Here is a 20683-nt window from a genome sequence, read left to right on the forward strand (position 1 = left end):
TCGATTACACCTTGACGTTCTGACGGATGTTCCAGCCGAACTTGACCGGACCGCCTTCCTTGGTGCCGTCGGCTTTCTGTGGCTGGTAGTCCACCAGCACCTTGGCGAAGTTCAGGGTGACGTTTTCAGTCAGGCGATCATCGCCGCCCGAGCCGCCAGTGCTCAGGGAAGTGACCAGCACTTCTTCCAGGTTGATGATCATGTACTCGACCTGGCTTTCACCGCCGGCCTTGCGCACGGTCAGCTTGACCTTGTCGATGTGCTTGCCGCTGGCGCAGTGCATCATCAGGTTCGGCGAAGCCTTGTCGACGAACTTGGTCAGCGACAGGTCCTGGACGTTGACCTTGCCGGCACCGCCGCCGCTGCCTACGTGCATGTTGCCGGACTGGGACATGCCCCAGCTCCAGTTCAGGACGTCGATCTCGTCCTTGTGGGCCTTGTCCATGGACTCGCCCTTGATGTCGCCGATCTTGATGAAAATATCAACAGCCATGTTTTCTCCCTGTGTGGTTTCTAACCACATTGTTTGGTTGACGCTGACCTTGCGAAATCTGTGAACTCAATGAAGATCTCCTGTGGACCACCCTGTGGCGAGGGAGCTTGCTCCCGCTTGGGTGCGCAGCGCCCACAAGAAGGGGCCGCTACGCGACCCAGCGGGAGCAAGCTCCCTCGCCACAAAGGGCCTCCACAGGAAAGCCCATTTCAACTGTTGTTTACGCGCCCTTGGCCGACGGCAGTTTCGATACCAGGCGCAGCGACACGGTCAGCCCTTCGAGCTGGTAGTGCGGGCGCAGGTAGAACTTGGAGTTGTAGTACCCCGGGTTGCCTTCGACTTCTTCGACGATCACTTCGGCGGCAGCCAGTGGATGCTGGGCCTTGGTGGTCTCGGTGGAGTGTGCCGGGTCACCGTCGACGTAGTTGAGGATCCAGTCCTGCAACCAGCGCTGCATCTCGTCCTTCTCTTTGAAGGAACCGATCTTGTCGCGCACGATGCACTTCAGGTAATGGGCGAAACGGCAGGTGGCGAACAGGTACGGCAGGCGCGCGGCCAGGTTGGCGTTGGCGGTGGCGTCCGGGTCGTCGTATTCGGCCGGTTTCTGCAACGACTGGGCGCCGATGAATGCGGCGAAGTCGGTGTTTTTCTTGTGCAGCAGCGGCATGAAACCGTTCTTCGCCAGTTCCGCTTCACGGCGGTCCGAGATGGCGATTTCGGTCGGGCACTTCATGTCCACGCCACCGTCGTCGGTCGGGAACGTGTGGGCTGGCAGGTTTTCCACTTCGCCGCCCGATTCAACGCCACGGATGCGCGAGCACCAGCCGAAGTGTTTGAACGAACGGTTGATGTTCACCGCCATCGCGTAGGCGGCGTTGGCCCAGGTGTACTTGGAGCTGTCGGCGCCGTCGGTGTTTTCTTCGAAGGCGAAGGCTTCCACCGGGTCGGTCTTGGCGCCATAAGGCAGGCGCGCCAGGAAGCGCGGCATGGTCAGGCCGATGTAGCGCGAGTCTTCCGACTCACGCAGCGAGCGCCAGCCGGCGTATTCCGGGGTGGTGAAGATCTTGGTCAGGTCGCGCGGGTTCGACAGTTCCTGCCACGAGCCCATGCCCATCACGGTCGGCGATGCCGCGGCGATGAACGGGGAGTGCATGGCCGCGCAGACTTTCGACAGCTCGCCCAGCAGCTCGACATCCGGTGGCGACTGGTCGAAGTAGTAGTCGCCCACCAGGCAGCCGTAAGGTTCGCCGCCGAACTGGCCGTATTCTTCTTCGTACATCTTCTTGAAGAGCGGGCTCTGGTCCCACGCGGTGCCCTTGAATTTCTTCAGGGTCTTGTGCAGGTCGGTCTTGGAGATGTTGAGCACGCGGATCTTGAGCTGCTCATCGGTCTCGGTGTTGTTGACCAGGTAGTGCAGGCCACGCCAGGCGCTTTCCAGTTGCTGGAAGTCGGGGTGGTGGATGACCTGGTTGACCTGGGCGGTGAGCTTGGCGTCGATGGCGGCGATGATCGATTCGATCGACTTGATGGCGTCGTTGGACACCAGGTCGGTCTGCGCCAGGGCCTGTTCGGCCAGGGTCCGCACGGCGGTCTCGACGGCTTCGCGGGCGCGCTCGGTCTTGGGTTTGAATTCTTGCAGCAGCAGGGACGCGAACTCGCTGGTTTCTTCTGTCGCGCCGAGGTTCTGTGCGCCTTCGCGGGCTGTATTGTCAGTCATGATCATTGGTCCTGTGCTGGCTTCGGCGCGCTCGCCAGGGCCTGCAACAGCGCTGGGTCCTTGATCGCCTTCATGATGATTTCTTCGGCGCCGGTCTTGCCGTCCATGTAGGTCAGCAGGTTGGCCAACTGGGTGCGCGCTTCGAGCAGCTTGTTCAGCGAGTCGACCTTGCGGGCCACGGCCGCCGGGCTGAAGTCGTCCATGCTTTCGAACGTCAGGTCCAGGCTCAGGTTGCCTTCGCCGGTCAGTTCGTTAGGCACATGGAACGCCACGCGCGGCTGCATGGCCTTGAGGCGCGAGTCGAAGTTATCGACGTCGATCTCGAGGAACTTGCGGTCGGCTACCGCAGCCAGAGGCTCGGCGGGCTTGCCGGCGAGGTCGGCCATGACGCCCATGACGAAGGGCAACTGGACCTTTTTCTCGGCGCCGTAGAGCTCGACGTCGTACTCGATCTGCACTCGAGGCGCGCGGTTGCGCGCGATGAATTTCTGAGAACTTTGCTTCGCCACGTTGCTGCTCCTGGTCGCTTGAGCGACGGTGTTGGCGTCATCGGGGGTGCCGGTGACGTGACTGCGTGATCCGCTCGCTTTTTATTCGCTGTCTGGGCCGCGCAGGTTTTCAAATTGACTCATGCCGTCGGGAATCAGGTTGCGCACAATGGCCGCGAAATCGGCGTGCACCAGATTCTTGGCCCGGTTCAACAGCACCGGCAGCGGGCTGGAGGGCTCATGACGGGTGTAGTACGCGAGAATCCGGTCCAGGCTGCGCAGCACGTCGTCGCGGTTGTTGATGTCGCCGCTGACGGTGTTGGTGCTGTTATTGGTGTTGCGCGGTGAGCTTGTGACATTTGCATGCTCAGCGGGCGCTGCGCTGTTGTCGCTGACGGAATCGGCCTGGGCGCTGTCGCCACTCTGCGGGGCGAACTGACCGAGAATCTGCAGGGCCATCTTCAACGGTTGCTTCAACGGGCCGAGGTCCACGCCTTGGGCGGAACCGACCTGGTCGCTGACCTGCTGCTCGATGGCTTCGGCGGCGCTGCGGGCTTCGAGCAGGGCGGCGCGGGTGATTTCCAGCTGCTCGGGGTCGCTGTCGAGCAGGGCCCCGGCGAGCTGTTCGGCACCGAGGTTTTCATCCGGGAAACTTTGCAGGCCACTGGCGTTGGCGGCGGCGCGCAAGCTGACGGCACCGAAGGTCCGTGAACGGGTCAGGATGCTTTCACGCAACAGGCGGATGGTGAGATCGGACGTCAGGCCGGCGAGGGCATTGATGCGCACGGTGGGGTCGTTGTCGTCATCTGCGTCCAGGCGCGGATGCAGTTCGGCCCAGTATTGCTTGAGCAATTCGCTGATCAGCGTCAGCACACGGGCCATGCCCGGCAGGCCTTCGAGGGCCAGGGAGCTTTGCATCAGGAAATGGGTGATGCGCAGGTCTTTGCTGCGCTGCAGCAAGTCCAGGCTCTGCTGCTGGATGCTGCGCCATTCAGGAGGTTCGGCAGGCAGGATCGAATCGCCCATGCTGCGCTCGGGTTGGCCCCGGGAGTCGCGTTCCAGGCGCAGGAAATCCGCGTCATATTCCAGATCTTCACCGCACGGAGAAGTCGCGGAAACGGCGGCGAGCAGCAAAGGCACATCCACTTGGATCGATCTCCCTATCACCCGCTTGATAGAAGTCGGGCAGTTCACACGCAAGTTTCGGATGAAACTTCACATGTTCCTTGACGGTAATGGCCCTTTAGATCTGCGATGATCCTAAAGTGCCATCATGTATATTCAAGAAGTTGTGCATTTTTGGTGTAGTACTTATCGCTTGTCAAGGTAAGCTATTTCGCCTGTGTATGCCCTATGTAACAGTTGTGATGCGCTTAACAGCCTGTCCGACCTGCCGGTCGAAGCGGCAACTGACGTGGGGTTTTTGTCACGCAAGCCGGTTATGATCAGCGATCATGCTGGCAAAAAGCCGTTTTTACGGTTGTTGGCAGGTTGCCGGCGGGTGGTCAGGGTCTGAACCCTCACTCCTGCCCGCGCGCGAAGTATTCAGCAAGGAGGCAAGATGCCGCTGTGTTTGACTATCACTAGTTATCACAAAATTACCCCAGGCCAGTGTTCTGAAAAGTCCATGGACCAGGGGGTGATGGCAATTGGCCGTAATTCCGATAATGACTGGGTATTACCGGACCCTGAGCGCCTGGTTTCCGGTAAACATTGCGTTATCCAATACAAAGACGGGCGTTATTATTTGACCGATAACAGCACCAATGGTGTGGAATTGGTCAAGGCCGGCGTTCGCTTGCGCAAGGGCAACAGCGAGCCCCTGCAGGACGGCGAAGTGATCCGCATTGGTGATTATGAAATCCAGGCCCGCGTCGATTTCAACCTGCCGGTCACCGACAGCAATCCGTTCGCCGAATCGCCCAGCAGTTTCGAGGCCTTGATGGGGCAGCAGAGCGCCGCGGCGCATGTGCCGTCGCCGATCCAGGTGGCTTCGCCTGCGCATTTCCAGGGCGTGTCGGCCATGGACACCCTGCCGGACCTGTTCGACTTCTTGGCCCCGAGCAGTGTCCCGCCGGCCACCCAGCCTGACCATGTCCCGGCCGAGCAACACAACTTCCGCCCGCCGACGCCAATTGCCCGGCCGAGCCCGCCACCCGTGGTCGAGCCGGTTGTACCGCCGTCTGCCTCGGTGATTCCGGACGACTGGGACCCGTTCAGCGACAAGCCTGCACCGGTGGCGGTTGCCCCGCTGCCCGTGGCCCCGCCGCCGGTGCCGCTACCGCCGGTGGTTGAGCCGATCGCGACCCCGGTTTCGCAGCCTCCGCTCGTCGACATCTTTGCTGAAATCAGTGCACCGCCGCCGGCGCCCGTGCGTGAAGCACCGGTGACCCGCGTCGAGACCCCGGTCGCACCTCCAGTTGCCCCGGTTGCTCCAGTTGCCCCGGCCGCCTCAGTTGCCCCAGTTGCTCCGGCCGCCCCGGTCGAGGCCGCCCAACCCGACTTGCTGCAAGCCTTCCTGCGCGGCGCCGGGCTGGATCAGTTGCGCCTGGACAAGGCCAATGCCGAAGCACAGATGGAAAGCATCGGGCGCAGTTATCGCTTGATGGTCGAAGGCCTGATCGATGTCTTGCGCGCCCGCAGCAGCCTCAAGGGTGAGTTCCGCATCCAGCAGACGATGATCCAGCCGGTGGAAAACAACCCGCTGAAGTTCGCCCCCAATGTCGACGAAGCCTTGCTGTTGCTGTTGCGCCACGGCAACCAGGCGTTCATGGCCCCGGACGCGGCGGTGCGTGACAGTTTCGATGACTTGCGGGCCCACCAACTGGCGGTAATGGCCGGTGTGGAAGCGGCCATCAAGCATTTGCTGGGGCGCTTCGAGCCGGCGCAACTGGAAGAACGCATGGCCAAGCCCGGCGGGCTTTCGGGGATTTTCAGCGGCTCGCGGCAGGCCCAGTACTGGCAGCAATTCACCGAGCTCTACAGCAACATTTCCCGGGAAGCCCAGGAGGATTTCCAGGACCTGTTCGGTCGCGAGTTCAGTCGCGCCTACGAAGAACACAGCACACGACAGCGACGCCGTTGAGCGGCGCTGTCCTATAACAATAGAACGGATAGCTCAAACGTCATTGAGGACGCAGGATGATTCCCAGGTTTTTACTCGCAGTCGCCACCGCGCTTCTGCTGACGGCGTGCGCCAAGGATGCGGCCAACCCCCAGCCCGAAGAAGCTGAGGCCGACACCGCCGCCATCGAGTTGCATTTCCATGCCATTGCCGGCCTCAACCCCGGCGCCACCGGCCAGCCGGCCCCGGTCCGGGTACGCATTTTCGAACTGAAAAATGCCGCGACCTTTGGCCGTTCCGATTATTTCGCCCTGGCCGAACGGGCCCAGGCCACGCTAGGCGCCGACCTGATCGACCAGGACGAGGTGCTGATCCAGCCCGGCCAGCAACTGAGCCTGCAACGCGACCTCGACCCGGCCACGCGGCATATCGGAATACTGGTGGGCTATCGCGAGCTGGACCAGTCGTTGTGGCGCACGGTGATGAATGTCCCGGCGCGCGAATACACCGAATACCAGATCAGCCTCGATGTGCGCGCCGTGCGCAGCGCCGTCGTCGTTCCCCCATCCAGCCCTGCCCAATAAGCAATCGGAGCCCCCATGTCCTGGAACAATCGCGTGGTCTGGTCGGAAGGCATGTTCATTGGAACGCAGCACTTCCAACAGCATGACCGTTACCTGGAAAACCTCATCGACGCACGCAGCCGCCCATTGTCGGCCGGCGCTTGGGGTTTTTCCGAATTGCTGATCGACCAGGGCCTGCTGGCCCAGGGCAAGCTGGCGATCATCTCGGCGCGGGGCCTGTTGCCGGACGGCACGCCCTTCAACATTCCCCAGGATGACCTGGCGCCCACACCGCTGAACGTCGATGACAACCTGCGCGATGGCCTGGTGTACCTGGCCTTGCCGCTCAAGCGCGCCGGCGCCCGTGACACCGTGGACGAAGGCGAGGACCTCGGCGCTGCACGTTATGTGAGCCAGGTGTGCGAAGTGCGCGACGACAACGCGCCGTTCGAAAACCGCGCGCCGGTGGCCCTTGGCTCCCGGGCCCTGCGGTTGTTGACCGAACAGGATGGCATCGGCGACTACGCCGCCATCGGTGTGGTGCGCATCAAGGAAAAACGTGCCGACCGTGCCTTGGTGCTCGACGACACCTACATCCCGCCACTGCTGGATGTCATCGCCTCCAAACCGCTGGCGGCGTTTCGCAGCGAACTGCTGGGCCTGCTGCATCAACGCGGCGAAGCCTTGGCGGGGCGGGTGGTGGCGTCCGGTGCCGGTGGCGCCTCGGAGATTGCCGACTTCATGCTGCTGCAACTGGTCAACCGCGCCCAGCCGTTGATCCAGCACCTGAGCCAGTTGAGCCCGCTGCACCCCGAGCGCTTCTACAGCGAACTGGTGAGCCTGGCCGGGGAGTTTTCCACGTTCACCGCGTCCGGGCGACGACCGCAGCAATACCCGCCGTACCAGCACGATGACCTGGCCCTCAGCTACGCGCCGGTGATGCAGGCCCTGCGCGAAGCCTTGTCGATGCTGATCGACAGCAAGGCGACGCCGATTCCGATTGTCGAGAAAGCCTACGGCATCCACGTGGCGATGCTGGCCGACAAGACCCTGCTCGACAGCGCCAGTTTCATCCTGGTGGTGCGTGCCGATGTGCCGGCCGAAACCCTGCGCAGCCGCTTCGGCCAGCAGAGCAAGGTCGGCTCGGTGGAGCACATCCGCGACCTGGTCAACCTGCAACTGCCGGGCATCGGCCTGCTGCCGTTGCCGGTGGCGCCACGGCAACTGCCGTACCACGCCGGCTCCACCTACTACGAACTCGACCGGGGCAGCGACCACTGGCAGCAGTTGAGCAACTCCGGCGGCTTTGCGTTCCACATCGCCGGCCAGTTCCCAGGGCTGAACCTGGCTTTCTGGGCGATCCGAGGATAAACCGCGATGAGCAACGACGATCGTACCCAATTCATGCCGACGCCCGGTGGCCGTGGCGCCGATCCATTCCGCCCGGACCCTGGCCGTCCGGACCCGGCTCGTCCACAGCCGGCGCCGCTGTCGATGCCGGCCGCGCCGGTCCTGACCGGCAAGGCCGAGGGCCTCAACCCGTTGGAAAGCGCCGCCGGCCCGCTGTTGGCCCTGCTGACGCGCCTGCGCAATACCATCGCCCACCCGGCGCCGGCCAGTTTGCGCGCACAACTGCTGGCCTATCTGCGCCAGTTCGAAGAGCGCGCCGAGGCCGCCGGTGTGGTGCGCAACGATGTGTTGCTGGCCCGCTACGCCTTGTGCACCGCGCTGGACGAAGCGGTATTGAGCACGCCGTGGGGCGGCACCAGTGACTGGGGCAAGCAAAGCCTGTTGATCACCGTGCACAACGAAGCCTGGGGCGGCGAGAAGGTGTTCCAGTTGCTGGAGCATTGCCTGCAAAGCCCCCGCGAGCGCCTGTATCTGCTGGAGCTGTTGTACCTGTGCATGTGCCTGGGTTTCGAGGGGCGCTACCGGGTGATGAACGACGGTCGCAGCCAACTGGAAGCGTTGCGTGAGCGCACCAGCGCGGTAATCCGCAGCGCCCGGGGCGACTACGAGCGCGAGCTGTCGCCGCACTGGCGCGGTGTCACCGTGGCCCGTGATCGACTGGCGCAATTCATGCCGCCGTGGATCGCCGTGGCCATCGGCGCGGCCTTGCTGCTGGCGCTGCTGTTCGGCCTGCGGATGAAACTGGCCTCCGATGCCGAGCCGGTGTTCAAGAACATTCACTTCCTGGGCGAAATCCCGGTGCAGACCATCGACCGCCCCGTGGTGCAGCCCAAAGTGGTCGAGCGCCCACGTCTGGCAGGCTTTTTGGCCGATGAAATCCGGGCCAACCGGATTGCCGTGGAAGACGCCGTCGACCGCTCGGTGGTGACCATCCGCGGCGACGAACTGTTCGCCTCGGGCAGCGCCAGCATCAAGGACGATTTCCAGCCGCTGATGCTGCGCATCGCCGATGCGGTGCGCAAGGTCAAGGGCCAGGTCCTGGTCACCGGCCACAGCGACAATCGGCCGATCGCCACCCTGCGGTTCCCGTCCAACTGGGCGTTGTCCGAAGCGCGGGCCCAATCGGTGCTGCAAATCCTTTCGGCCAAGACCGGCCAGCCCGAGCGCTTCAGCGCCGAAGGCCGCAGCGACACCGAGCCGTTGGCGTCCAACGCCACCCCAGAGGGGCGTGCGCGCAATCGTCGGGTTGAAATCACAGTATTGGCGGAGGGGGTCGAGTGAAGGCGTTTTTCAGTTTTATGACCCGCTGGGTCATCCCATTGCTGGGGCTGATCGCCCTGAGCCTGATCATCTGGTTCGTCGGCCCGCTGCTCGATTGGCTGGTGCCTGAAGGCCGCCGCTGGGCCTTGATCATTCTGGTGTTCGCGGTGTGGATCGCCTACCGGGTGTTCCGCATCATCCAGGCGCGCCGTCAGGCCGCCGAAGTGATGCGCAGCCTGGCCGCGCAAACCCCGCCCGACCCCACCAGCATCGCCACCGCCGAAGAGCTCGAAACCCTGCGCCAGCGCATGGACGAAGCCTTGGCCCTGCTCAAGAAAGCCAAGCTGGGCGGTGACGAGCGTCGCAACCTCTACGAGCTGCCGTGGTACGTGATCATCGGCCCGCCGGGGTCGGGCAAGACCACCGCGCTGGTCAACTCCGGGCTGCATTTCCCACTGGCCGCGCAACTGGGCGCCGGTGCCGTGCGCGGTGTCGGCGGTACGCGCAATTGCGATTGGTGGTTCACCGACCAGGCCGTCCTGCTCGACACCGCCGGCCGCTACACCACCCAGGACAGCGACGCGACCATCGACAAGGCCGCCTGGCTGGGCTTCCTGGGGCTGTTGAAAAAGCAACGGGCCCGCCGCCCGATTGACGGTGCGTTCATCGCCATCAGCCTGTCCGACCTGCTGCTGGGCAGCGACGCCGAGCGCGCCGCCCATGCCGCGGCGATTCGCTTGCGGATCCAGGAGCTGTACACCCAGCTGGGCGTGCGCTTCCCGATCTACCTGATGCTGACCAAGCTCGACCTGGTGCCCGGGTTCATGGAGTATTTCGATACCCTGAGCAAGGAAGAGCGCGCCCAGGTCTGGGGCATGACCTTCGCCCTGGACGATGGCAAGAGCAACGACAGCCCGCTGGCGCACCTGCAAAGTGAATTCACCGGCCTTGAGCAACGCCTCAACGACCGCCTGGTGGAGCGCCTGCAACAAGAGCGCGACCCGGCGCGGCGCGACCTGATCTACGGCTTCCCGCAGCAGTTCGGCGCGCTGAAAGATTGCCTGCAAAGCTTCCTCGAAGGCGTGTTCAAACCCAACGCCTTCGAAGAGCGCGTGTTGCTGCGCGGTGTGTATTTCACCAGCGGCACCCAGGAAGGCAGCCCGATCGACCGCCTGATCGGCTCCATGGCCCAGAGCATGAACCTGGACCGTCAACACCTGGCGCGCCAGACCGGCACCGGGCGCAGCTACTTCATCGAAAAACTCTTCACCGCCGTGGCCTTCGCCGAGCGCGGGCTGGTGGGCGTCGACCCGAAAGTCGAGCGTCGGCGCAAGTGGATCGCCCGCGGCGTTCTGGCCTCCACCGTGGTGCTGGTGCTGGTGGTCAGCACGTTGTGGTGGGTCAGCTACCGTGCCAACCAAGCCTACATCGCCCAGGTCGATCAAAAGGTCGCGCCGCTGGGCCAGACCGTGCAGAACCTCAGCCCGGCGCAACGGGATGTGCTCGCGGTGTTGCCCTTGCTCAACGCCGTGAAACACCTGGCCGACGACGCCCCGAGCTGGGCCGAAGGCCTGGGCCTGTACCAGGGTGACATGCTCGAAGCCGAGTCCGGCAGCGTCTACCGCAAGCTGCTAATCGCAGTGTTTGCGCCACGCCTGCTGACGCGCATCGAAGAGCAACTGCACAGCGGCGGCAATTCGGATTTCCTCTACGAAGGCCTGAAGGCCTACCTGATGCTCGCCGACACCGAGCATTACGATGCCGACTTCATCAAGGCCTGGATCGCCCTGGATTGGGACCGCAGCCTGCCGCGGGACTTGCCGGCCGAGCAGCGCCAGGCCCTGGCCGCGCATTTGCAGGCGTTGTTCGAGCGGCGTCCGCCCCTCGCGCGCCTGGACCAGCGCCTGGTCGAAGACCTGCGCCGCCAGTTGCAGCAATTGCCGGTGGCCCAGCGGGTCTATGACCGGATCAAGCGCCAGAAACTGCCCGAAGGCATCCCGGACTTCCGCATCAACGAAGCCGCCGGGCGTGACGCGGCGCTGGTGTTCAGCCGCAAGAGCGGCAAGCCGCTGGGCGAACCACTGAGCGGGTTCTTCACCGTCAAGGGCTACCGCCAGGGCTTCTTGCTCACCAGCCTGAGCCAGACCGGCACCCTGGCCGAAGAGCAGTGGGTGCTGGGCCACGAACAAGCCGATCAGCAGAACGTCGCCAGCCTGGCTGCCGATGTGCGTCGCTTGTACTTCCAGGACTACCTGCGCCAATGGGACGCCTTGCTCGCCGACATCGACTTTGTACCGATCACCAGCGTGGCCCAGGCGGCCGATGTGCTGCGGGTGATTTCCGGCCCGACCTCGCCGCTGAAAAAACTGCTGGTGGCGGTGGCGAAGGAAACCGACCTGCAACAGGATGAACGCCTGCTGGCCGCCCAAGGTGCGCCGGTGGAAGGCGGCGTGGACAAGCTCAAGGAACGCCTGGGCAGCTTGCTCGGCCAGGAGCAGGCGACGCCAAACGCGCCGGCGACGAGCGATGACCCGATCACCGCGCACTTCGCCGAGCTCAACAGCATCGTCAGCAAAAGCGAAGGCGAGCCGGCGGCCATCGACGGTCTGTTGGCCGACATGAACGCTCTGTACGTGCAGGTCAGCGCCATGGTCGGGGCCAGCGGCGACGCCTTGCTTGGCGAAGCCAAGAACCAGGCCACGGCCGCCGCCACTCGCGTCAGCCTCAACGCCGAACGCCAGCCGCCGCTGGTGCAAGGGCTGGTCAAGTCGGTGGTCAACTCCACCACCAACAGCATGATGGGCGGGGTGCGCAACCAACTGAACGCCGCCTGGACCAGCGAAGTGGTGAACATCTATCGCCAGTCCCTGGCCGGGCGCTATCCGATGTCGCCGGGCAGTGCGCGGGACGCGACCCTGGACGATTTCGGCCAGTTCTTCGGCGTTGGCGGGGTGATGGACAACTACTTCCGCAAGTACCTGCAACCCTACGTCGACACCTCGACGCCGACCTGGCGCTGGCAGCCGGGCGCGGCGCAGAAGCTCGGCATCGCCCCCGGCGTGCTGCAGACCTTCCAGCGCGCGGCGACCATCCGCGATGCGTTCTTCCGCTCCGGCGGCACCCAGCCGATGGTGCGCTTCGAACTCAAGCCGGTGGCGATGGACTCGACCATCACCCAATTCCTGCTCGACCTCGACGGCCAACAGTTGAGCTATGACCACGGCCCGAGCCGCCCGACCGCCATGCAGTGGCCGAACCCGGGCAGCATCGGCGTGGTGCGGATCTCCATCATGCCGCCGTCGTCCAGCGGTCGTTCCGGCATCACCCTGGACGGGCCGTGGGCCTGGTTCCGCTTGCTGGAACAATCGGACCTGACCGCCGGCAACTCGCCGGATCGCTTCAACCTGCGGCTGCGGGTCGATGGTGCCAGTGCCTCTTACGAGTTGCGGGCCAACAGCGCCTTCAACCCGTTCAAGAGCCGGGTGCTCAGCGGCTTCAGCCTGCCGGAGCGGCTATGAGTACGCCGGGCTTCTACGGAAAGTTGGCCAGCCGCGGCGATTTCGTCAGCCGGGGTTTGCCCCAGGGGTTTATCGGCCCGTGGGATTCGTGGTTGGCGGCGGGTCTGCTCGCCAGCCAGAGCAGCCTCGGCGAGCGCTGGCTGGATGCTTATCTGGTCAGCCCGCTGTGGCGCTTCATGCTCGCGCCGGGTGTGTGTGGCCCGGACGCTGCCGTCGGGGTGGTGATGCCGAGCATCGACCGGGTCGGCCGTTATTTCCCGCTGACCGTCGCGGTGCTGCTGGAGCCCGACGCGGACCCGGCGTCCGTGGTGGGCGGTGCGGACGAGTGGTTTGAGCGGGTCGAGAACCTGTTGCTGAGCACGTTGAGCGTGGAGGCCAGTTTCGAGGCGTTCAACGAACAGTTGGAAACCCTCGGTAGCCCGATGTACCTGCCGCGCACCTCGAGCAGCCGTTTCGCCAGCCTGCATCGCTTCGATGCCACCGACCCGCAGCGGCGCATGAGCGCCTTGGCCGAGTCGGCCTGTGAAGGCGTGAGCCTGTGGTGGGGCCAGGGATCGGAGCGCATTGCCCCGGGTTTGATGCGCTGCCAGGGATTGCCGGCAGCCGCTGATTTTGCGCAATTTTTGCTCGGCCAAGAAGGTGTTGTGTAGATGCGTCCAAGTGCCGGAAAAGCAATCAAGTCTGCAAGCAAGAGCCATGTCGGGATGGTCCGCCAGGTCAACGAAGACGCCTGCCTGGACCTGCCGGAAAACGGCCTCTGGGTGGTGGCCGACGGCATGGGCGGGCACGCGGCGGGCGATTACGTCAGCAGCCTGATCGTCGACAGCCTGCGCGGCATCGCCGTGGGGCGTTCGCTGGACGAATACGTCGCGGCGCTGCAAAGCGACCTGCTACGGGTCAACGCCGCCGTGCGGGAAGAAACCGCCAACCGTGGCGTGACCATGATGGGCAGCACCGTGGTGGTCCTGGCCGTCCGTGACCTGCGGGGCATGTGCCTGTGGGCCGGTGACAGCCGCCTGTATCGCCTGCGCGACGGCGTGCTCGAAGGCATCTCCCGGGACCACAGCTACGTCCAGGATCTGCAGGACAGCGGCCTGCTCAGCGAAGCCGAGGCGCGGGTGCACCCGCGGGCGAACATCGTCACCCGGGCCATTGGCGTCGAGGCGCAACTGAACCTGGCGCTGACCGAATTGCTGCTGGTGCCTGGCGACAGCTACCTGTTGTGCAGCGACGGCCTGACCAAGACCGTCGAGGATGAGGAGATCCGCGAAGTACTGAGCCACGACGAGCCCGGCGAAATCGCCAGCAGCCTGGTGTCCCTGGGCCTGATGCGCGGCGCGCCGGACAACATCACCGTGGTGGTCGTGAAGGTGCCGTCATGAGCTTGACCCTGAACATTGTCATCCCCGGCTACGACATCGAAGGGCCGATCGGCGAAGGCGCGATGGCCAGCGTGTACCTGGCGACCCAGCGTTCGCTGGAGCGCAAGGTGGCGTTGAAAGTGATGGCGGCAGCCCTGGCCGCCGACCCGACGTTCTGCGAGCGGTTTTTGCGCGAAGGCAAGACCCTGGCGCGCCTGTCGCACCCGCACACCGTCACCATCCATGACATCGGCAACGTCGGTGAGCTGTATTACATGGCGATGGAGTACCTGCCCAACGGCACGCTCAAGGAACGCATCGCCGCGGGCCTGACGCCGGAGCAAGGCCTGACCTACATCCGCCAGATCGCCTCGGCCCTGGGGTATGCCCACGGCTTGGGCCTGGTCCACCGCGACGTCAAACCGGCCAACATCCTGTTCCGCGCCGATGGCACGGCGGTGCTCTCGGACTTCGGCATCGCCAAGTCCCTGGACGACCGCACCCAGTTCACCCAGGCCGGCTTTGCCGTCGGTACGCCCAGCTACATGAGCCCGGAACAGGCCCGTGGGCAAGACATCGACGGTCGCGCCGACCTGTACGCCCTGGGCGTGGTGCTCTACGAAATTCTCGTCGGCAAACTGCCGTATACCGGCAACGACGCACTGTCCACGGCCCTGGCGCACCTGACCGAACCTTTGCCGGAGTTGCCGGTGCACCACGGCCGTTATCAGGACGTGTTGCGCAAACTGTTGGCGAAGGACCCGGCGGAGCGTTTCCCGGACGCGGCGGCATTGCTGCGGGCGCTGGATAACCTGCCTGAGGAATCGTCGGAAGCGACGCTGATCCGGCCGTTGTCGTTGCAACTGCCGACCACGTCGCCTGCGGTGGATGACTTGGCGGGCTTGACGCCCATGTCCATCGACATTCCCAGCGGCCCGGCTTATTCACCACCGCAGTCACAGTCGAAGCCACAGTCCAAGCCCGTTCCGCCGCCGATAAAACCGACGGCTCAATCCTCGGTGTCGGAGCAACGCAAGGGCCCGGTGTTCGCCCTGGCTGCCGTTGCGGTCGCCGTGGCGCTGGCGTTGGGTGGCGCGGGTTATTGGTGGTTGGCCGGTGACGACGGCAAAGAAGTGAAGACGCCGGTGGCCACGACCACCTCGGTCAAGCCACCGGAAGTGAAGCCGCCGAAGGCCCCGGACGTGCCGGCGGTCAAGCCACCCGTCGCCCCGCCGGCCCAGCCCCCCGTGGCGACCGATGCCGACGGTGGCCAGCGTCCGCTGTTGATGGCCGGCAAGAAAACCCTGTTCCAGCGTGTGCTCAGCAAGCCGGGGGCGAAACTCGCCGAGGCGCCGGGTGCCGCACCGGGCAAGGCACTGCCGGCGTTTTCGGTGTTGTACGTGTATCAGCGCAAAGACCTCGATGGCAGCGCCTGGGTACGGGTCGGCGCGGCCACCGACGGGCGCAGCGACGGCTGGTTGCCTGCCGCCCAGGTCAGCGACTGGAAGCAAAGCCTGGTGCTCAAATTCACCGAACGTTCCGGTCGTGCGCCAGTGATGTTCCTGCGTCAGCCTGGCGAAGTGGAAAAGCTCCTGGCTAACCCCTCGGCCGCCAAGAACGTGTTGCTCAAGGCCCAGCAGAGCCCGCAGGACGACCAGCAAGTGCTGGCCCTTGAGCCGGCCGCCAGCGCGGTGCCGCAGAGCCAGTTCTATCTGTTGCCGATCTTCGATTCCCGCGAAAGCCTCGATGAAAACGGCCAGCCGGTGCAGTTGCTGAACGTGGCGTCCATCGACCCTGGCAACACCCCCAAGGCGGCGGGCAACACGCCGATCACCACCGCCAACGCCGACGCGTTCCGCACCGCCGTGGTGCTGGTGGTGGACACCACCGTGTCGATGCAGCCCTACATCGACCAGGTGCGCGACGTGGTCCACGAACTGCAAACCCGCATCGCCGAGCGCGGCGAGTTGGACAGCGTCAGCTTCGGCATGGTGGGTTTCCGCAGCAGCATCAAGAAAACCCCGGGCCTGGAATACGTCGCCAAGACCCTGATCACCCTCGAACAGGGGCGCGACCCGCAACGCTTCATGGAGCTGGCGCGGCAGGTCAAGGCGTCCACGGTGTCGAGCCATTCGTTCAACGAAGATGCGTTCGCCGGGGTCATGGAAGCCGTCGAAGGCATGGACTGGTCCGGTTACGGTGGGCGCTTGATCCTGTTGGTCACTGACGCCGGTGCCCTGCGCAAGAACGATCCATTTGCCGCCACGCAAATGAACGAGGCCGAAGTGCGCCAGGCGGCGCTGGGCAAGCAGATCAAGATCTACGCCTTGCACCTGCTCAGCGACGCGGGCAAGAAAACCCATGCCGGCGCCCAGAGCCAGTACCGCACCCTGACCGCCGACGCCAACCCGCAGATCGGCGACCTGTACATTCCGGTGCCGGGCGCCGACGTGCGCAAGTTCGGCGAGCGGGTCGACGAGATCGGTTCGGTGTTCGCCGACCTGGTGCATCAGGTGCGCAGCAACAAGGCGCAAAGCGTGCCGCTGCTCAGTGCCGCGCCGAGCCTGGCCGACAAGTCGGCCGCGGTCGGCTACGCGATGCACATGGATTTCCTGGGGCGCAAATCCGCCAGCCAGGCGCCGCAACTGGTCAGCGCCTGGACCGCCGACCGCGACCTGACCAACCCGGCGCTGCCGGCGTTCCAGGTCTGCGTGATGCTGACCAAGCTGCAACTCAACGACCTGCAGCAGTCGCTGAAGCTGATTGTCGACGCGGCCCGCAAGACCCAGAGCTCGCCCAAGGATTTCTTCCAGGAAATCGCCAGCGCCAGTGCCTACATGAGCCGCGACCCGTCGGCCCTGCGCAAGGGCGGCAACCTGGCCGACGGCGGCATTCTGGGCGAGTACCTGGAAGGGCTGCCGTACCGCAGCAAGTCGCTGAACATGACCCAGGACTTGTGGCTGTCCTTGAGCGTGGCCGAGCAGGAAGATTTCATCGACGAGCTGGATTCGAAAATCCGCCTCTACGAAACCTTCCACAACGACCTCGCCAACTGGGTGCGCTTCGGCGACGCCGAGCCGGGTGATGCCTTGTACCGCGTTCCGTTGTCGACGCTGCCGTGATGCTGACCCTCAACGCAGTGCACAAAAGCCGGGGCGCCGGCAGCCAGCGCTACAGCCTGGTGATTCCACGGCTGCAATTGCGCGGCGGTGAACAACTGGCGGTGGTCGGCCCCAGCGGTTGCGGCAAGAGTACGTTGCTGGACCTGCTGGCGCTGGTGTTGGCACCGGATCAGGCCGGACAGTTCGACTTCACGCCCGCCGACACGCCGCTGGACATCGCCAAATTGTGGCGTGCGTCGCAACAGGGCACCTTGGCCGAGCTGCGCAGTCGTTACCTGGGTTATGTTCTGCAAACCGGCGGCCTGTTGGGCTTCCTGGATGTGCGCGGCAACATCGCGTTGTCGCGCAAATTGCTGGGCTTGAAGGATGACGCAAGCGTGACGCGCCTGGCTGGGCAGTTGGACATCGCCGATCAACTGGACAAGAAACCGGCGGACTTATCCGTCGGCCAGCGCCAGCGGGTCAGCTGTGCCCGGGCGTTGGCCCATGGGCCGCGCCTGCTGCTGGCCGATGAGCCGACCGCCGCCCTCGACCCGCTGAACGCCGAGCGCGTCATGCACTTGCTGGTGGCCCAGGCTCGCGAACATGGCGTGTGCTGTGTGGTCGCCACCCACGACGAGGCGTTGGCTCGCGCCAGCGGTTTGCAGGTGCGACGCATCAGTTGCCGTCGCGATGCCGACGGCGGTGTCACCGCCACCCTCGGGGAGGCTTGCTGATGCGAGGCGCGCTGGTGGCTTCCCTGGCCTGGCAGGATTACCGCAACGATGCCTGGCTGTCGGCCTGCTCGGTGCTTGCTCTGGTGGCTGTGGTGGCGCCGTTGCTGGTGTTGTTCGGCCTGAAGTTCGGCCTGGTCAGCAGCCTGACCGAGCGCTTGCAGAACGACCCGGCCACCCGGGAAATCATCCCCTTGGGCGGCGGTCGCTTCAGTGCCGAATTCATCGAGCAGTTGAGCCAGCGCGGCGACGTGGCCTTTGCCTTGCCGCGCACCCGCCAGATCGCCGCCACGGCGGATCTGAGCAGCGATGCTTCGGCCGTCACGGTCGAGATGATCCCCACTGCGGCCAACGATCCCTTGTTCGAGCATTTGCCGGTGCCTCAAGGCTTGGATCAAGTGGTGCTCAGCCAGACCGCCGCTGAAAAGCTCGGCGCCAAGGCTGGCGATTGGGTGCAGGCCAGTTTCGGCCGGCAGGTGGCCGGTCGCAGCGAGGCGCAGCGCACCCGCGTTCAGGTATTGCACGTGCTGCCCTTGGAAGCCTTCGCCCGGGACGGCCTGTTTGCACCGCTGGCCTTGCTGGAGGCCGCCGAGGATTACCGAGACGGCCGTGCCGTGCCCGCGTTCGGCTGGCCGGGCGATGCGGTGAGTGTGGCCGGGCAACGGGTCTACCCGGCGTTTCGTTTGTATGCCCGCAGCCTCGGCGACGTCGAGCCGCTGCGTCAGTATTTCGCCGGGCAGAACCTGCTGGTCTCGACCCAGGCCCAGACCATCGCACAAGTGCAATCGCTGAGCCGCAATCTGTCGATCGTGTTCTGGATCATCGCCGGGTTGGCCTTGGCCGGCGCGTTCGCGGCGATCTTTGCCGGCGCCCTGGCGGCGGTCGAGCGTAAGCGTCGGGAGCTGTCGGTGTTGCGCCTGTTGGGGGTTTCCACCGCGGCGCTGTTGCTGTTCGTGGTGTTGCAGGCGCTCTACAGCGCCACGTTCGCGGCCCTGCTGAGTGCCGGCCTGTATGGCCTGGCGCAGTCGGGCCTGAATTATTTATTTGCACAGATGCCCGGCGAATACGCCAGCCATCTGTTGGTGCGTCACTACACTTTGGCCCTGGTGGCCGTGCTCGGCGTCAGTGCCGTCGCGGCGGCTTGTGGTGGCTGGCGGGTGGCGCGCATCCAGGCGTGTGAAGGAATTCGCGATGTATAAGTTATTGGGCGCCGCCGTGGCGCTGAGCCTGGCCGGTTTGGTCTGGGCAGATGAAAGCACGGACAAACTGGACAACCCCAAGCCATTGCCCGACGACGTCAGCCTGCCGCTGCCGTGCGAAGGCCAGATGGTGTTCCGCTACGTCTACATCCTCGCCCAGGGCACCCTGGACGACCGCGAGATCAGCCTCGGTTACCCGTTCAGCGAAGGCGAGGCGGGCTATCAACAGTCGTTCATTTCCGGCTACCGGCGCGACTTCATCAACGGCCAGTTTACCCTCAAGGACTTGCCCAAGGACTGGAATAAGACCATCACGCCGTTGATGCCCAAGACCGATGCCAAGACGCCGCTCAAGCCGATGCTGTACTTCATCGGCAAGTACGAGGTCACGGCCCGCCAATACGCCCAGGTCATGGCCCAGGCGCAATCGCTGGCCAGCGGCGAAGCGGCGCCGGCCTGCGAAACCCTGCAAGCCGATTTGCCCCAAGGGGTGGCGGGGCGTTTGCCCAAGGTGAAACTGTCGAAGTTCGAGGCCGAGCGCTTCTCGGCGGTGTACAGCGCCTGGCTGATGAAATACCACAAGGACCTGCTGCCGGTGAGCGGTCGCGGCACCTCCGCCGAAGACGGCGGGTTGGGTTTCGTGCGCTTGCCGACGGAAGTCGAATGGGAATTCGCCGCCCGTGGCGGTCAAGCCGTCAGCCGCCAGGACCTGGAAGGGCGCCTGTTTCCCCGGCGCCTGGAGGGCAGTGAAAGCGACGGGCCGCTGGCCGATTGGGCGGTGTTCAACCAGGTCGCCGGTGGCACCGGTCAGGCGGCGCGGCTGATGCCCATCGGCACCAAGTTGCCGAACCCTATCGGCCTGTTCGATGTGGTGGGCAACGCGGCCGAGATGGTCCAGGAATCCTTCCAGTTGGTGCACGCCGGTCGCCGCCAGGGCGCTTATGGCGGCTTTGTAGTCAAGGGCGGCAACTACCTGGAAGGCGAGGGCACGCTGTTCACCGGCATGCGCCGCGAATACCCGTTGTTCGCCGCCGACGGCACCGAGCAAAGCAACGAAACCACCGGTTTTCGCGTGGCCGTCGGGGCGTTGTCGGCGCCGCGTTCGCGCTACAAGGAATTGTTCGCCCAATGGCAGAAAGAAGGGCGGCTCGCGTCCCTGACCGACGCCATCGATGACGCCGACGACCCGACCAAACGCCTGGACAGCATCATCGCCGCCAGCGTCGATCCGCAGCTGCAAGCCGAACTGGGCCTGGTCAACGAAGAGCTCAAGCGCAACGTCTCGCTCATCGCCCAGCAGCGCGAGGAAGCGGCGGGCAACCTGATCCAGTCGTCGGCCCTGGTGGCCGAGACCGTCAACAACTACAACATTCGCCTGACCAATCTGCAGAACAGCCGGCAGGCCGCGCTGGATGCCAAGGATGAGGCCAGCGCCACGCTGTTTGCCACGGCCATCGACAACGGCCGCAGCGCACTGGATGGCGCGGTGGCGATCTACATCGACAACCTGGCCACCGGCACGCGCTACACCGATGCCGTGATCCAGGCGCAGTTCCAGCGCATCAAGGAAGAGTTGGAGCGCAAACCGGTACTGGGCAAGAGCCTGGTGGCGCGTGCAACGTTATTCGTTCGTCATGTCGGGGATTATCGTCAGCAAAAACGAGCCGACCCGGCGGCGATATTGAAGGAATTGCTCGCATCGAACGCTCAGCGGTCTTGAGTGTTCGTTGTCAGCGAGCTTGGAAGGGACTCAGGCGGCGATAGCGCCGTGCTGA

Annotated in this window: 15 protein-coding genes; 11 read left to right on the forward strand and 4 right to left on the reverse strand. The window is 64.6% G+C overall.

From position 1 onward, the window contains the following. Positions 1-4 precede the first annotated feature (4 nt). The 4 genes from J4E63_RS28055 to tssA all read right to left on the reverse strand — a co-directional run bounded on the left by J4E63_RS28055 (position 5) and on the right by tssA (position 3844). Complete coding sequence (locus tag J4E63_RS28055; RefSeq protein WP_025216165.1) at positions 5-493, reverse strand: type VI secretion system tube protein Hcp; 489 nt, start codon at positions 491-493, stop codon at positions 5-7. 220 nt (positions 494-713) lie between these two features. Then, positions 714-2210 (reverse strand): type VI secretion system contractile sheath large subunit, encoded by a 1497-nt coding sequence (tssC, locus tag J4E63_RS28060; protein ID WP_060740019.1) that lies wholly within the window; start codon positions 2208-2210, stop codon positions 714-716. 2 nt (positions 2211-2212) lie between these two features. Further along, positions 2213-2719, reverse strand: a complete 507-nt coding sequence (tssB, locus tag J4E63_RS28065; RefSeq protein WP_003206923.1) for a type VI secretion system contractile sheath small subunit — start codon at positions 2717-2719, stop codon at positions 2213-2215. A gap of 81 nt (positions 2720-2800) precedes the next feature. Next, complete coding sequence (gene tssA / locus J4E63_RS28070) at positions 2801-3844, reverse strand: type VI secretion system protein TssA (RefSeq protein WP_207283955.1); 1044 nt, start codon at positions 3842-3844, stop codon at positions 2801-2803. Positions 3845-4259: 415 nt separating this feature from the next. Between tssA and tagH the strand changes: the two genes are divergently transcribed. Genes tagH through J4E63_RS28125 form a run of 11 tightly spaced genes read left to right on the forward strand, consistent with a single transcriptional unit; the run spans position 4260 to position 20628 of the window. Then, positions 4260-5783: a type VI secretion system-associated FHA domain protein TagH gene (gene tagH, locus J4E63_RS28075; protein ID WP_207283956.1), complete on the forward strand. Its 1524-nt coding sequence runs from the start codon at positions 4260-4262 to the stop codon at positions 5781-5783. Positions 5784-5839: 56 nt separating this feature from the next. Next, positions 5840-6346, forward strand: coding sequence for a type VI secretion system lipoprotein TssJ (tssJ, locus tag J4E63_RS28080; protein WP_060740022.1), 507 nt, complete (start codon positions 5840-5842; stop codon positions 6344-6346). Between the two features lie 15 nt (positions 6347-6361). Beyond that, positions 6362-7696, forward strand: a complete 1335-nt coding sequence (tssK, locus tag J4E63_RS28085) for a type VI secretion system baseplate subunit TssK (protein ID WP_072407490.1) — start codon at positions 6362-6364, stop codon at positions 7694-7696. 6 nt (positions 7697-7702) lie between these two features. After that, positions 7703-9016 (forward strand): DotU family type VI secretion system protein, encoded by a 1314-nt coding sequence (locus tag J4E63_RS28090; RefSeq protein WP_060740024.1) that lies wholly within the window; start codon positions 7703-7705, stop codon positions 9014-9016. Next, positions 9013-12513: a type VI secretion system membrane subunit TssM gene (tssM, locus tag J4E63_RS28095; RefSeq protein WP_207283957.1), complete on the forward strand. Its 3501-nt coding sequence runs from the start codon at positions 9013-9015 to the stop codon at positions 12511-12513. The genes J4E63_RS28090 and tssM overlap by 4 nt, the downstream gene beginning before the upstream one ends. Continuing rightward, entirely contained in the window at positions 12510-13163 is a 654-nt protein-coding gene (tagF, locus tag J4E63_RS28100) for a type VI secretion system-associated protein TagF (protein WP_207283958.1), read from the forward strand. Before tssM ends, tagF begins: the two co-directional genes overlap by 4 nt. Further along, positions 13164-13895: a PP2C family serine/threonine-protein phosphatase gene (locus J4E63_RS28105; protein WP_060740027.1), complete on the forward strand. Its 732-nt coding sequence runs from the start codon at positions 13164-13166 to the stop codon at positions 13893-13895. Then, entirely contained in the window at positions 13892-16996 is a 3105-nt protein-coding gene (locus J4E63_RS28110) for a serine/threonine-protein kinase (RefSeq protein ID WP_310650720.1), read from the forward strand. Before J4E63_RS28105 ends, J4E63_RS28110 begins: the two co-directional genes overlap by 4 nt. Then, entirely contained in the window at positions 16996-17712 is a 717-nt protein-coding gene (locus tag J4E63_RS28115) for an ABC transporter ATP-binding protein (RefSeq protein WP_060740029.1), read from the forward strand. The genes J4E63_RS28110 and J4E63_RS28115 overlap by 1 nt, the downstream gene beginning before the upstream one ends. Further along, positions 17712-18908 carry an ABC transporter permease gene (locus J4E63_RS28120; protein WP_060740030.1) on the forward strand — a complete coding sequence of 399 codons (1197 nt, stop codon included), beginning with the start codon at positions 17712-17714 and terminating at the stop codon, positions 18906-18908. Before J4E63_RS28115 ends, J4E63_RS28120 begins: the two co-directional genes overlap by 1 nt. After that, the gene (locus J4E63_RS28125; protein WP_207283959.1) at positions 18901-20628 is read left to right on the forward strand and encodes an SUMF1/EgtB/PvdO family nonheme iron enzyme; all 1728 of its coding nucleotides are present in this window, start codon (positions 18901-18903) and stop codon (positions 20626-20628) included. Before J4E63_RS28120 ends, J4E63_RS28125 begins: the two co-directional genes overlap by 8 nt. Positions 20629-20683 lie beyond the last annotated feature (55 nt).

The organism is Pseudomonas sp. FW300-N2F2 (assembly GCF_017351655.1).
In the GTDB taxonomy this organism is placed as follows: Bacteria; Pseudomonadota; Gammaproteobacteria; order Pseudomonadales; family Pseudomonadaceae; genus Aquipseudomonas; species Aquipseudomonas fluorescens_AA.

What these genes read in the sequence shown, in the direction of transcription:
- J4E63_RS28055 (WP_025216165.1), bottom strand. Translation starts at nt 493, where the DNA reads ATGGCTGTTGATATTTTCATCAAGATCGGCGACATCAAGGGCGAGTCC.
- J4E63_RS28120 (WP_060740030.1), top strand. Translation starts at nt 17,712, where the DNA reads ATGCGAGGCGCGCTGGTGGCTTCCCTGGCCTGGCAGGATTACCGCAAC.
- tssJ (WP_060740022.1), top strand. Translation starts at nt 5,840, where the DNA reads ATGATTCCCAGGTTTTTACTCGCAGTCGCCACCGCGCTTCTGCTGACG.
- J4E63_RS28090 (WP_060740024.1), top strand. Translation starts at nt 7,703, where the DNA reads ATGAGCAACGACGATCGTACCCAATTCATGCCGACGCCCGGTGGCCGT.
- tssK (WP_072407490.1), top strand. Translation starts at nt 6,362, where the DNA reads ATGTCCTGGAACAATCGCGTGGTCTGGTCGGAAGGCATGTTCATTGGA.
- J4E63_RS28110 (WP_310650720.1), top strand. Translation starts at nt 13,892, where the DNA reads ATGAGCTTGACCCTGAACATTGTCATCCCCGGCTACGACATCGAAGGG.
- J4E63_RS28115 (WP_060740029.1), top strand. Translation starts at nt 16,996, where the DNA reads ATGCTGACCCTCAACGCAGTGCACAAAAGCCGGGGCGCCGGCAGCCAG.
- tagH (WP_207283956.1), top strand. Translation starts at nt 4,260, where the DNA reads ATGCCGCTGTGTTTGACTATCACTAGTTATCACAAAATTACCCCAGGC.
- J4E63_RS28105 (WP_060740027.1), top strand. Translation starts at nt 13,164, where the DNA reads ATGCGTCCAAGTGCCGGAAAAGCAATCAAGTCTGCAAGCAAGAGCCAT.
- J4E63_RS28125 (WP_207283959.1), top strand. Translation starts at nt 18,901, where the DNA reads ATGTATAAGTTATTGGGCGCCGCCGTGGCGCTGAGCCTGGCCGGTTTG.
- tagF (WP_207283958.1), top strand. Translation starts at nt 12,510, where the DNA reads ATGAGTACGCCGGGCTTCTACGGAAAGTTGGCCAGCCGCGGCGATTTC.
- tssC (WP_060740019.1), bottom strand. Translation starts at nt 2,210, where the DNA reads ATGACTGACAATACAGCCCGCGAAGGCGCACAGAACCTCGGCGCGACA.